This is a genomic window from Kitasatospora purpeofusca, from assembly GCF_034043715.1.
In the GTDB taxonomy this organism is placed as follows: Bacteria; Actinomycetota; Actinomycetes; order Streptomycetales; family Streptomycetaceae; genus Kitasatospora; species Kitasatospora purpeofusca_A.
On sequence record NZ_JAXCLC010000072.1, the window covers coordinates 1 to 13,026 of the forward strand.

9 protein-coding genes, 1 pseudogene and 1 riboswitch are annotated in these 13,026 nt (G+C 72.1%); of the genes and pseudogenes, 2 read left to right on the forward strand and 8 right to left on the reverse strand.

Going from position 1 to position 13,026, the window contains the following annotated elements:
* Positions 1-75 precede the first annotated feature (75 nt).
* Positions 76-2,634 carry an ABC transporter permease gene (locus SM793_RS29365; RefSeq protein ID WP_320441333.1) on the forward strand — a complete coding sequence of 853 codons (2,559 nt, stop codon included), beginning with the start codon at positions 76-78 and terminating at the stop codon, positions 2,632-2,634.
* A 381-nt stretch (positions 2,635-3,015) separates the two neighbouring features.
* On the opposite strand, the gene SM793_RS29370 is transcribed toward SM793_RS29365, so the two are convergent.
* From SM793_RS29370 to SM793_RS29400, 7 genes and pseudogenes are all read right to left on the reverse strand, one after another.
* On the reverse strand, positions 3,016-4,392 hold the full coding sequence (locus SM793_RS29370; RefSeq protein WP_320441334.1) for an NAD(P)/FAD-dependent oxidoreductase: 1,377 nt from the start codon (positions 4,390-4,392) through the stop codon (positions 3,016-3,018).
* A gap of 428 nt (positions 4,393-4,820) precedes the next feature.
* Entirely contained in the window at positions 4,821-5,762 is a 942-nt protein-coding gene (locus tag SM793_RS29375) for a Ppx/GppA phosphatase family protein (RefSeq protein ID WP_320441335.1), read from the reverse strand.
* Between the two features lie 143 nt (positions 5,763-5,905).
* A pseudogene (locus SM793_RS29380) lies at positions 5,906-6,439 on the reverse strand (DUF501 domain-containing protein); the annotation flags it as partial.
* Positions 6,411-6,923, reverse strand: coding sequence for a septum formation initiator family protein (locus SM793_RS29385; RefSeq protein ID WP_320441336.1), 513 nt, complete (start codon positions 6,921-6,923; stop codon positions 6,411-6,413). The gene SM793_RS29385 and the pseudogene SM793_RS29380, both read right to left, overlap by 29 nt.
* A 126-nt stretch (positions 6,924-7,049) precedes the next feature.
* Entirely contained in the window at positions 7,050-8,336 is a 1,287-nt protein-coding gene (eno, locus tag SM793_RS29390) for a phosphopyruvate hydratase (RefSeq protein WP_030398007.1), read from the reverse strand.
* Between the two features lie 313 nt (positions 8,337-8,649).
* Positions 8,650-9,483 (reverse strand): transglycosylase family protein, encoded by an 834-nt coding sequence (locus SM793_RS29395; RefSeq protein ID WP_320441337.1) that lies wholly within the window; start codon positions 9,481-9,483, stop codon positions 8,650-8,652.
* 5 nt (positions 9,484-9,488) lie between these two features.
* A riboswitch (cyclic di-AMP (ydaO/yuaA leader) is annotated at positions 9,489-9,637 on the reverse strand.
* A gap of 232 nt (positions 9,638-9,869) precedes the next feature.
* A complete protein-coding gene (locus tag SM793_RS29400; protein WP_320441338.1) occupies positions 9,870-11,156 on the reverse strand; it encodes a cytochrome P450 in 1,287 nt (428 codons plus the stop codon).
* A gap of 261 nt (positions 11,157-11,417) precedes the next feature.
* On the opposite strand from SM793_RS29400, the gene SM793_RS29405 reads away from it, so the two are divergent.
* Positions 11,418-11,840 carry an SDR family NAD(P)-dependent oxidoreductase gene (locus SM793_RS29405; RefSeq protein WP_320441339.1) on the forward strand — a complete coding sequence of 141 codons (423 nt, stop codon included), beginning with the start codon at positions 11,418-11,420 and terminating at the stop codon, positions 11,838-11,840.
* 70 nt (positions 11,841-11,910) lie between these two features.
* On the opposite strand, the gene SM793_RS29410 is transcribed toward SM793_RS29405, so the two are convergent.
* Positions 11,911-12,990: a MazG family protein gene (locus tag SM793_RS29410; RefSeq protein WP_320441340.1), complete on the reverse strand. Its 1,080-nt coding sequence runs from the start codon at positions 12,988-12,990 to the stop codon at positions 11,911-11,913.
* Positions 12,991-13,026: the final 36 nt, after the last annotated feature.

Consider the following 13,026-nt stretch of genomic DNA (forward strand, 5'->3'; position numbering starts at 1 on the left):
GCCAAGGGCCGCACCAGCTGACGCACCACGCGCCGCCGCCCGTCCCTTCGCAGACCCCAGGACCCAGGAAACCCCATGTATCGCACCGCACTGCGCAATGTGCTGGCCCACAAGGGCCGACTGCTGATGACGGCGCTGGCCGTCATGCTGGGCACCGCCTTCGTGGCCGGCACCATGGTCTTCTCCGACACCTTCGGCAAGGCCATGCGGGAGAACAACTCCAAGAGCTACTCCGACGTGTCGGTCCAGGTCGTCGACTCCTCCGCCGGCGCCACCGCGTCCCTCCGGGAGAAGAGCGACAAGAACGCGGTCACCCTGACCGACACCACCCTCCAGCAGCTCGCCGCGCTGCCCGGCGCCGCGAGCGTCCGCGGCGTGGTCAGCGGCTTCACCGGGGTGGGCGACAAGAAGGGCGAGCTGATCGGCCAGGCCTGGACGGCCAAGGGCGCCAACTTCGCGCCCGGCCCGGACGGCAAGGACGCCCGCTACCCGATGGCCGAGGGCCAGGGTCCGAAGAACGGCAAGGAGATCGCCCTCGACCGGAAGACCGCCGAGGAGGGCGGCTACAAGGTCGGCGACACCGTCCGGATCGGCTCCAACGGCCCGGTCGTCGAGGCGAAGCTCACCGGCGTCTTCACCACCGACGACCCGGTGGTGAACAGCGGCGGCACGCTCACCCTGTTCGACCGCGCGACCGCGCAGCAGATCCTGCTGGAGCCCGGCCGCTACAGCAGCATCGTGCTCGCCGCCAAGCCCGGCACCAGCCAGGACGCCCTGCTCGCCGAGGTGAACCAGAAGCTCCGGCCGGAGCAGCAGATCGAGACCCGCACCGGGGCCGAGCTCAAGGCCGAGGAAGAGCGGATGATCACCGCCGGCACCGACAGCCTGCGCACGATGCTGCTCGCGTTCGCCGGTATCTCGCTCTTCGTCGGCATCTTCATCATCGCCAACACCTTCACCATGCTGGTCGCCCAGCGCACCAAGGAACTCGCCCTGCTCCGGGCGGTCGGCGCCAGCCGCAGGCAGGTGACCCGCTCGGTGCTGATCGAGGCGTTCGCCATCGGCGCCGTCGCGGCCTCGGCCGGCCTGCTCGCCGGCCTCGGCATCGGCGCGGGCCTGCAGTCCCTGATCGCCTCGCTGAACGACAGCCTCCCGACCGGCCCGCTGGTGGTCAAGCCGCTGACCGTGGTGGTCACCCTGGTGGTCGGCGTCCTGGTGACGGTGCTCTCCGCGCTGCTGCCCGCCGTCCGCGCCGCCCGGATCGCCCCGGTGGCCGCGATGAGCAGCGGCGACCAGCCCGCCACCCAGAAGTCCCTGGTGGTCCGGAACGTACTCGGCTCGCTGGTGGCCGCCGCCGGCATCGCCCTGGTCGCCTTCGGCGCCTCGAAGGGCAACGCGGACGGGCGGATGCCGGTCGCGCTGGGCGCCGTGCTCGCCGTCCTGGGCGTGTTCGTCCTGCTGCCGCTGCTCTCCCGCCCGGTGATCGCCCTGGTCGGACCGGCCCTCGGCAAGCTGTTCGGCATGCCCGGCAAGCTGGCCCGGCAGAACGCCGTGCGCAACCCGCGCCGCACCGCCGCCACCGCCGCCGCGATCACCATCGGCCTCACCCTGGTCAGCGGCCTGACGGTGATCGGCGCCTCGGTGTCCGACACCGTGGACCGGGCCATCACCAGCGCGATGAAGGCCGACTACCTGGTCTCCGCGGCGAACGGGATGAGCCTGTCCGACAAGGTCCCCGCCGAGGTCGCGAAGGCCGCCGGGGTGGCGGCCTCCTCGCCGCTGGCGCAGGTCGAGTGGGACCTCAACGGCAAGTCCCGGGAGATCACCGGCCTGAACGCGGACAGCCTGGACAAGCTGCTCACGGTGAAGATGAAGAGCGGTTCCTCGGCCTCGTTCGGCCAGGGCAAGCTGCTGCTCGGCGATGACCTGGCGAAGAAGCTCGGGGTCGACACCGGCTCCACCGTCGAGGTGGGCTACCCCGGCGACGCCAAGGGCACCCTGACCGTCGGCGGCGTGTACGAGACGAACGACCTGCTCGGCGGGGCCATGCTGGCCAACAGCGAGATCCTCAAGCACGACCCCCAGCCCTACCTGGACAGCGTCCTGGTCAAGGGCACCGGCGGGGAGACCGAGGCGCTGCGGAAGGCGCTCAAGGACTCCACCGGCGCCAACCCGGTGATCGAGGTCAAGTCGCGCCAGGACGTCCGGGACGGCTTCAGCCAGAACATCACCTTCGCGCTGAACATGATGTACGGGCTGCTGGCGATGTCGGTGGTGGTCGCCGTCCTCGGGGTGATCAACACCCTGGCGATGTCGGTCTTCGAGCGCAAGCGCGAGATCGGCATGCTGCGGGCGATCGGCCTGGACCGCTCCGGCATCAAGCGGATGGTCCGGCTGGAGTCCGTGGTGATCTCGGTGTTCGGCGCCGGCATCGGTATCCTGCTCGGCTGCTTCACGGCCTGGGCGATCAACGGCACCCTCAAGGCCAGCCTGCCCAGTATGACCACGGTGCTCCCGTTCGGCCAGCTGCTGCTCTTCCTGGCCCTGGCCGCCCTGGTCGGTGTGGTGGCCGCCTTCTGGCCGGCCCGCCGGGCCGCCGGGCTGGACATCCTGGACAGCATCAAGACCGCCTGACGCCAACGAGGCGAGCGGGCGACCCGCCCCTTCGGTTTCGGAGGCGAGCGGGCGACCCGCCCCCTCGGTTCGGAGGCGAGCGGGCGACCCGCCCCGAGCCGAAGGGGCGCGCCGGTGCCGAAAGGGAGAAGCGAGGACGCCACGAGGTACGAGTGGCGTTGGAGCGCCGACCGTCGGCACCGGAGCGGAGCGCCCCGGAGGCGAGCGGGCGAATAAACGCGAAGACCCCTGCCGGAGGGTTCGGCAGGGGTCTTCTGCTACTTCTGTACTCCGCCCGACTCGCACAGCCGGCTGAGCACCACGGAGGTCGTGGTCCGGCAAAGGTGCCGGGCGGAGGGCCTCCGACTCATACCCGGTGCTCCCACACCGGGTCCGTAGTCGCTACTTGCTGGTGGCCAGCTCCTTGTCGGCGGCCGGCTTCGCGGCCTCGACGGCGGGGCGCTTGGTGGGCGCCGTGACCTCCTGGATCGGCTGGTACGGATTCTCCATCTGGGAGAGGCCGACCATCTCGCGCTTCAGGAAGACGGCGAGGGTCCAGTCGGTGAAGACGCGGACCTTGCGGTTGAAGGTGGGGACCATGGCGCCGTGGTACAGGCGGTGGAACCACCAGGCCGGACGGCCCTTCAGCTTGTACTTGCCGAAGAGGATCGCGACACCCTTGTGCAGGCCGAGGCCGGCGACCGCGCCCAGGTTCTTGTGCTTGTACTCCTGCTGAGGGAAGCCGCGCATGCCGGAGATCACGTTGTCACCGAGGACGGCGGCCTGGCGCACGGCGTGCTGCGCGTTCGGCGGGCACCAGGCGCCCTCGCCCGCGGCGAGGTCCGGCACCTGGGCGTTGTCGCCGGCGGCCCAGACGTAGTCGAAGCCCTGGACCTGGAGGCTCGGCGCGGTGTCGACGTGGCCGCGCGGGCCCAGCGGCAGGCCGAACTGGGCCAGCACCGGGTTCGGCTTCACGCCGGCCGTCCACACGATGGTGGAGGCGTCCGTCTCCATGCCGTTCTTCAGCACGACGTGGCCGTCGACGCAGGAGTCCATCGAGGTCTCGATGTAGACCTCGATGTTGCGCTCTTCGAGCTTCTCCTTGGTCCACAGACCGAGGTCCGGGCCCATCTCGGGGAGGATCCGGTTGGCGGCCTCGACCACGATGAAGCGCATGTCGTCGCGGCTGACCGTCTTGTAGATCTTGGCGGCGTCGCGCGCCATGTCCTCGACCTCGGCGATCGTCTCGACGCCGGCGAAGCCGCCGCCGATGATCACGAAGGTCAGCGCCTTGCGGCGGATGGCCTCGTCCGTGGTGGACTCGGCCTTGTCCAGCTGCGCCATGACGTGGTTGCGGAGGGCGATGGCCTCCTCCACGGTCTTCATGCCGATGCCGTGCTCGGCCAGACCCGGGATCGGGAAGGTGCGGGAGACCGACCCGGTCGCGACGACGAGGTAGTCGAAGGGCAGCTCGTACGAGTCGCCGGCCGAGGGCTGGATGGTCGCGATCTTGCGCTCGTGGTCCACACCGGTGACCGCACCGGTGAGCACCTCCGCGTTCTTCAGCGCGGTGCGCAGGGGCGCGACGAGGTTGCGGGGCGCGACGTTGCCGCCGGCCGCCTCGGGGAGGAAGGGCAGGTACGTCATGTACGACCGCGGGTCCACGACCGTGACGGTCGCTTCGCCGTAGCGCATCTTCTTGAGGATGCGCATCGCGGCATACAGGCCGACGTAACCACCGCCGACAATGAGGATGCGAGGACGCTCCGTGGTGCTCATATCCGAAAGTATCCAGCACCGTTCGGAGCAGCCTTCGTGAGCCCGCTCACAAGCGGACGGACCCCCTCTGCTACACTTCGCGCCCCCGTTTCGACCCCCCGGCCGACATCTCGTGGCCATTCCGGCCCCCCGGCGGACACCCCCGGGACGACGGCCCCGCTGAGCAGCAACGATCCATGACGGGGCCTGGTTCCCGTACGGGATTTCGAATTTCAAACCTCTGAGGGCCCAGAACCTACGATCCAGCGGTTATCACGCCGAGCGAGCCTTCGGTCCCACATATCGGACGGACCGGACCGCCCGACGCGGCGAACGGGCGGATCTCCATGTGAAGAAATTCACGAACTTTTCCGTACGGCCCCGGGCGCGCCCCGGCCCCGGGGCCCCGGACGGGCCTCCGGGGCCGGAGCGGTAAGCCCCGTGCCTGGTCAGCGGGCGATACTCCAGGCGATGCCGTCCAGGATGTCGTGCTCGCTGACGACCACCTCGGCGGCGCCCGTCCGCGCCATGATCTCCAGCAGCTCCAGCGCGCCGGCCGCGATCACGTCCACCCGGCCCGGGTGCATCGACGGGATCGCCGCCCGCTCCGCGTGGGTCGCGCGCAGCAGCCGGTCCGCGATCTCGGCGACCCGCTCGCGGGAGATCCGCGAGTGGTGGATCGCCTCCGAGTCGTACCGCGGCAGGTCCTGGGCGATCGCCGAGATGGTGGTGACCGTCCCGGCCAGGCCGACCAGGGTCCCCGCACCGGTCAGCGGGACGGCCTCCTCGGCCCGGTCCAGCTCCGCCCGCACATGCGCCCGCGCCTCGGCGATCTGCTCGTCCGAGGGGAGCTCGGCGCCGCCGAAGTGCCGCTCGGTCAGCCGGACGCAGCCGATGTCCACCGAGCGGGCCGCCTCGACGTCCTCGGCCCCGAGCACGAACTCGGTCGAGCCGCCGCCCAGGTCGAAGACCAGGTACGGGGTGGCGAAGGTGCCGCCGGTGAGTTCCTTGGTGGCACCCACGAAGGAGAGGTGCGCCTCCTCCTCGCCGCTGACCACCTGGGGCTCGACACCGAGGGCCGCCCGCACGCCGTCGACGTACTCGGCGCTGTTCTCGGCGTCCCGGGAGGCGCTGGTGGCGACGAAGCGGATCCGCTCCGGGCCGACGCCGAAGCCGGAGATCACCTCGGCGTACTCCCGGCAGGCCGCGAAGGTGCGCGCCAGCGCGTCCGGGTGCAGCCGGCCGGTGCGGTCCACGCCCTGGCCCAGCCGGTTGATGATCATCCGCCGGTCCAGGTCGGTGATCTCCCCGGTCTCCGGGTCCAGATCCGCGACCAGCAGCCGGATCGAGTTGGTCCCGCAGTCGATCGCGGCCACCCTGGTCGTGCTCATGCCTCGGCCTCCCCTGCCTCGTCCGCCCCGTCCGCCTCCTGCGCCGCCCGCTTGGCGGCGCGTTCGGCGGTCTTCTGCTCCTTGGCCGCGATCACGGCCTCGTGGTCCTGCGCCTTGGCCCGGTTGCGGAGCACCCGCCCACCGGCCGCCTCGACCTCCGCCGGGGACACGCACGGGCCCTTGGCCCACCAGTCCTCCAGCATGCCGATCGCCTCGTCGCCCAGCGGGTTGACGCCCTCGCCGGCCGCCAGCGAGTGGCCGACCAGCACGTGCAGGCACTTGACCCGGTCCGGCATACCGCCGGCGCTCGGGAAGCCCTCCAGCACCTCGATGGCGTCCCGGCGGGCGATGTAGTCCTCGTGCGCCTTCTGGTACGCCGAGGCCAGCTCCGGGTCCTCGGCGAGCCGGGCGCTCTGCTCCTTCATCACGCCGTCCGCCTCCAGGGTGCCGATCAGCGAGGCGGCCTTGGGGCAGGTCAGGTAGTACAGCGTCGGGAACGGCGTACCGTCCGGCAGTCGGGGAGCCGTCTCCACGACGTCCGGATTGCCGCACGGGCAGCGGTGGGCGACGCCGCGCAGACCGCGCGGGACCCGGCCGAGCTGTGCGGCGATGGCCGCGACGTCCTGGTCGGAGACGGTGGGGTGGTTCTCAGTGGTCATGGGAGGGGCTGTCTCCAGCGGGGGCGGGGGCGGGTGGTGAGGAAGGGGCGGGCTGCGCCGGGGCAGCGGGGGTCACGGGAGCGGCGGGAGGTGCGGGAGCGGCGGCGGCGTCCACGGAGTCCCAGACACTGGCGTACCAGGGCCGGGCGGCCTTGACCGTCCCGACCGCCGGGCCCGGCGCGGGCGGCGGCGCGCCCAGCGAGGACTTCGCCGGGTCCTGGGCCGCCGGGTCCACCGCGATGTACGGGGTCTCCCCCGGCATCGCGTAGTGCAGCCGGGACCTGGCCTGCGCCTTGACGTACTCCGGGTCCTGCCAGCGGGCCTTCTCCCGGCGCAGCTCCTCGACCTGCTGCCGGGCGTGCTCGGCCCGGGCACGCTGCGCCGTGATCTCGGAGCGCTGCGAGATGAACTGCCGGGTCGGGTAGGCCAGGATCGCCACCAGGGAGCAGAGCACGAGGACCAGGACGGTCGCCCGGCTCGTGAACCGAGGCCGGGCCGCCAAGCCCGGGATCCTCCAGCCTGCCATCTCCGGTGTCCCCTCCTGGTCGCGACGGTGCCCCGCCGTCCACCCTACGGGGTGAACGGCGGGGCACCGGTCAGGCGTGCGCCACTCGGGCGCCCGGGCGGGTCAGCCCTCGTGCTTGAACCGCGGGAAGGCGCCGCGGCCGGCGTACTCGGCGGCGTCGTCGAGGATCTCCTCGATGCGCAGCAGCTGGTTGTACTTGGCGACGCGCTCGGAGCGGGCCGGGGCACCGGTCTTGATCTGGCCGCAGTTGGTGGCGACGGCCAGGTCGGCGATGGTGACGTCCTCGGTCTCGCCGGAGCGGTGGGACATCATGCAGCGGTAGCCGTTGCGCTGGGCCAGCTCGACGGCGTCCAGGGTCTCGGTCAGCGAACCGATCTGGTTGACCTTCACCAGCAGCGCGTTGGCGGTGCCGGTCTCGATGCCGCGGGCCAGGCGGGCCGGGTTGGTGACGAACAGGTCGTCACCGACCAGCTGGACCTTGTCGCCCAGCTTCTCGGTCATGGCCTTCCAGCCGTCCCAGTCCGACTCGTCCAGCGGGTCCTCGATCGAGACCAGCGGGTAGGCGGCGACCAGGCCGGCGTAGTACTCGATGAGCTCGGCGGAGGTGAGCCCCTTGCCCTCGAACTGGTAGGCGTCGTCCTCGTAGAACTCGGAGGCGGCGACGTCCAGGGCCAGCGCGATGTCCTTGCCCGGCACGTAGCCGGCCTTCTGGATGGCCTCGACGATGAGGTCGAGGGCCTCGCGGTTGGAGTCCAGGTTCGGGGCGAAGCCGCCCTCGTCGCCCAGGCCGGTGGAGAGGCCGCGCTCCTTCAGCACGCCCTTGAGCGTGTGGTAGACCTCGACGCCCCAGCGGACGGCCTCGGAGAAGGACTCCGCGCCGATCGGAGCGATCATGAACTCCTGGATGTCGACGTTGGAGTCCGCGTGCGAGCCACCGTTGAGGATGTTCATCATCGGGACCGGCAGGACGTGCGCGTTCGGGCCGCCCAGGTAGCGGAACAGCGGCAGGTCGCTGGCCTCGGAGGCGGCGTGCGCGACGGCCAGCGAGACGCCCAGGATGGCGTTGGCGCCGAGCGAGGACTTGTCCGGGGTGGCGTCCAGGTCGAGCATGGCCTGGTCGATCAGGCGCTGCTCGGTGGCGTCGTAGCCGACCAGCTCCGGGCCGATCTGCTCGATGACGGCCAGGACGGCCTTCTCCACGCCCTTGCCGAAGTAGCGGTTCTTGTCGCCGTCGCGGAGCTCCAGGGCCTCGAAGGCACCGGTGGAGGCACCCGACGGGACAGCGGCACGGCCGGTGCTGCCGTCGTCGAGGCCGACCTCGACCTCGACCGTGGGGTTGCCGCGCGAGTCGAGAATCTCACGGGCTACGACGACATCGATGGACGGCACGAGGCATCTCCTAGCGGAAGCAGGTGCGGCTGACAGTGGGGTGCCGTCGGCCGGACGATTGCGGAGTCGTTACGACCAGAGCCTAACCGCACCGGCTGTCCGGGCCACGTCGGCCTCGGCTCCGTCTCAGCGTGTGGCCGTGCTACCCACCGGTAGTTCACCTGGTTGCCCGGCCCCGGACGCCCCGGGGTGTCCGGCTGCGTCCAGGGGCGGCGGAACGGGCCGAAGCGGGCGCACCTGCCGGCCCGCCCGCCCGCTCACCCGGTGACGGGCAGGCGGGCGGCGGGCGGCGGGCGGCGGGGGTGCGGGAGCGTCAGCCGAGGGTGAGGACCTGGCCGGGGACGATCAGGTCCGGGTCGCCGCCGACGGTGCCGCGGTTGCCGTCGTACAGGGCCTGCCAGCCGCCCTGGACGCCCTGCGTGGCGGCGATCCCGGCCAGCGTGTCGCCGGAGCGGACGGTGTAACCCTGGCCGTCCGGCGCCTGCTGGGTCTGCTCGGTCTGCTGCGCCTGCTGGGTCTGCTGGACCTGCGGGGCGGCCTGCTTGGCGTGCTTCGGCGTGTACTGCGGGGTCCGCTGGGCCTGCGGGGCCTCCGACTTGGGCGCGACGGGCTTCGGGGCGGCGTGCTTCGGCGCGGCCTTCGGGGCCTGCTGCTCGACCTGCGCCTGCGGGGCCTGCTGCGCCTTCGGGGCCTGCTGGGACGGCTGCGCCTGCGGCTTCGGGGCGGCCGGCGCGGCGTCCGTCGAGGTGTCGACCGCCGCCGGGGCGCCGCCCTTGCTCAGACCGGCCTTCTTGGAGCACACCGGCCAGGCGCCCGGGCCCTGCGAGGCCAGCACCTTCTCGGCGACGGTGATCTGCGCCGCCTTCGAGGCCTGGTTGGCCTGCGACGCATAGGCGGTGCCGCCGAACGCCTTCCAGGTGCTGGAGGTGAACTGCAGGCCACCGTAGAAGCCGTTGCCGGTGTTGATGCCCCAGTTGCCCCCGCTCTCGCACTGGGCGACCGCGTCCCAGGCCGAGGCCGGGGCGGCCGAGGCGCCGGTGGCGGTGAGGAGCGGCATCGCCAGTCCGACGCCGGCGACTCCGGCGACGGCGATGGCCTTCTCGGTCTGGGTGCGACGACGGTGACGGCCGGTTCCGACGAACAGCATGAAGGAGTCCCTCTCCGCACGCCTGCGAGGTGAGCTGTCGGGTTCGGACCGGGAGGTGGCCCGGCCGCGCGGAGGCGGCTTCACCCCAAGCCGTGGGAGACGGCGCAAGACCTGGTTCCCCCGCCCCTGCCCAGGGTTCTGGTCGGTTTCCGGTGACGCGGCGGGCAGGACTCGGCGTTCCGCGCACGGGACCCGCTTCCGCGGGCTCCCCGGAGAGTAGACAGATCTTCAGAGCAATCACAAGCTCATATCGCTGCTATCACACGGAAATCACGTCACGTGATGGATTGCCTACCAACCGAAGCGATATGTCCGCATTGATGGAGCTTCACACCTTATGCAGCCGCCCTGCGGAGAGTCCGCGTCAGCGTGTCGCGAGTCGCCCCTCAGTGAACTGCCGAGGGGTCGGCGGAGGTTGCCGCCGATCCCGCTTCCGGCGTGAATTCGACCGGAAGTTCACGAAGTCCACGCATGATCAGACCACCGCGCCAGCGCAGTTCCTCCGGGTCCGCGGCGAGCCGGAGGTCCGGCAGCCGGGACAGCAGGGTGGTCAGCGCGGCCCGCCCCTCCAGGCGCGCCAGCGGGGCGCCGATGCAGTAGTGGATGCCGTGCCCGAAGCCCAGGTGCGGGTTGTCCGCCCGGGCCAGGTCGAGGGTGTTCTCGTCCGCGAACCGCGCCGGGTCCCGGTCCGCCGCCGCGAGCACCACCAGCACCGGATCGCCGACCGGGATCTCCACCCCGCCGATGGTCAGCGGACTCGTCGCGAACCGCCAGGTGGCCAGCTCCACCGGGCCGTCGTAGCGCAGGAGTTCCTCGATCCCGGTCTCCAGCAGCGCGCTCTCGCCGCGCCCGATCGACTCCTGGAGCAGGGCCCGCTGCCCCGGGTTGCGCAGCAGCGCGTAGACGCCGTTGCCGATCAGGTTGACCGTCGTCTCGAAGCCCGCGAAGAGCAGGATGAAGGCCATCGCCGCGGCCTCGTTCTCGGTGAGGTGCTCACCGTGGTCGCCGGCCCGGATCAGCCCCGAGATGAGATCGTCCCCGAGGTCCGCGCGCTTGCGGTGGATCAGCTCCGCGAGGTAGGCCCGCATCCGCTTCACCGCCCGCCCCACGCCGCCGCGTTGGCCGCCGCCGTGCCGGATCATCATCCCGGCCCAGTCCCGGAAGTCGTCCTGGTCCTCGGCGGGCACCCCGAGCAGGTCGCAGATCGCGTAGATGGGGAGCGGGAAGGCGAACTCGTGGATGAGGTCGGCCGATCCGCGCGCCGCGAAGCCGTCGATCAGCCGGTCCGTCAGCTGCTGCACCTGGGGCTCGAAGGCGGCCACCCGGCGCGGGGTGAAGGCCTTCGACACCAGGCGGCGCAGCCGGGTGTGGTCGGGCGGGTCGATGTTCAGCAGGTGCGTCATCAGGTCGGCCTGGCGCTCGCCCGGAATGCCGACCCGGCCCGTGCGGTGGGCCTGCCCGCTGTGGTGCGCCGGGTTCTTGGAGAGCCGACTGTCCGCGAGCGCCTGGCGGGCGTCCGCGTACCGGGTGACCAGCCAGGCGTCCACCCCGCTGGGCAGGGTGGTCCGGTGCACCGGCTCATGCTCGCGCAGCCACGCGTACGCCGGATACGGGTCGGCGGCGAACTCCCAGGTGAACAGGGGCGGACGGGCGGAAGCGGGCTGAGCTGGCATGGGTCGACGGTATCCCGGGTGCGTCCCCGGCACCGCACCGTGGGCGCCGCCGATCCCGCCCCCTCCCCCGGCCCGTCCCGCCGCTGATCCCGCCGCCGCCGATCCTTTCGGTGATCGTTCCGGTGATGGTGGGCGGGAGCAGGCGTGAGTCTGGTCACCTGAGGGGTAATTCCTGTTGCGGAGGATCCGGTCGTGCCTACGATCCTCCGCAAGATGTCCGTGGGCGCCGGTGCGGAGCCGCCCACAGGGAGGAGCAGGGCCATGCGGGTCATCGGTGCGGTCATCGTGATCGCGGTACTCGACGGCGGGTCGGGGGCGGACCTCGCCCGCCGGTTCGCCGCGGCGGGAGCCGCCGGAATGCTGATCGCCGACCAGCGGGGCGGGGTCGCCGAGGACCTCGCCACCGAACTCGACCGGCCGGGCTGCCCGGTCGTCGGGGTGTGCGGCGACGTCCGCCGCCCCAGTGATGTCGCCGCGCTGGTCGACACCGCCGAGAAGCACCTGGGCCCGATCGACCTGTTCTGCGTGGCCGGGCCGGACGGCGAGCGGATCGTCTCCCTCTCCGACCTGCCCGACCACCTCGACCTGGAGCGGCTCGCCGAACTCGTCGCGCTGGTCGGCGAGGCGATCGGCGAGGTCGTTCCGCCGCAGCGCCATCCGGTGGAGGACGTCGCCGCGGTCTGAGGGCCCGGGGGCGGCTGCGGCTGCTTCGGGGCTGCGCCGACCGGTCGGTCGCTCAGGGCTGCCTGGTCGCTCAGGGCAGCTCGGGCTCCTCGGACTGCTCGGGCCGCTCGGGCCGCTCGGCGGGCTTCAGGCCCTCGGCGGCGCGCACCGCGTCGCGGTACTCCCGCGCCGCCGCCCGCAGCGCGGCGTCCACGTCGAGCCCGGCATCGTGCCCGCGCTGCGCCACCGCGAGCAGCAGCCGGCCCGCGGACTCCGCGGTGAGCTCGGCGGGCAGCTCGTACGGCTCGTCCGGCACGCCCGCGAACCCGGACCGGCGCACCCGCGACACCAGCTTCGCCGCGTAGGCCAGCGAGGGCAGTCCGGCCGGGACGCCGTCCAGCACCGATTCGCGGTCCGACTTCTCGGCCGCCTTGAGCGCCTCCCAGTTGGCCTCCACCTCGGCCGTGCCGTCCGCCTCGGTGTCCCCGAACACGTGCGGATGCCGGTACATCAGCTTCTCGACGATGTCGCCCGCCACGTCGTCGATCGAGAACGCCCCGGTGGGGTGCTCCTCGGCGATCCGGGAGTGGAAGAAGACCTGGAGCAGCACGTCGCCGAGCTCCTCGCGGAGGGTGTCGCGGTCGCCCTCCTCGATCGCCTCGACCAGCTCGAAAGCCTCCTCGACCAGGTACTTCACCAGGCTGGCGTGGGTCTGCTCGGCATCCCACGGGCAGCCGCCGGGCGAGCGGAGGCGGTCCATCACGGACACCAGGTCCAGCAGCCGGGAGCCCGGCAGGTCGTACGAGCCCGGCAGCACCTCGATCTCCGGCACCTCGCCGGCGTGCTCGACCGCGATCCGGGCCAGCGCGTCGGTCAGCCCCGGGTCGCCGTCCGGGCCGCCCAGCCAGACCGTCGTCCCGGCTCCGGCGGCGCCGTCCGCCGGAGCCCCGGTCAGCAGCCGGGCCAGCGCGGGGGCGGAGCCCGGCGCCACGACCTCCACCTCGACACCCGCCTGCCGCAGGGCGGGCAGCTGCGGGTGACCGGCATCGCCGGCAAGCACCCGCCCGGCCGAGCGCAGAGCCTCCCAGGCCGGCCAGGACAGCAGGCCGGGGGCCACCCGGTGGGTCGTGATGAGGAGGATCAGCTTCGCGCCCGGAGGATTCGTCGTCACCCCTCGAACCTACCCGTCCGCCCGACGCGCCCGCCG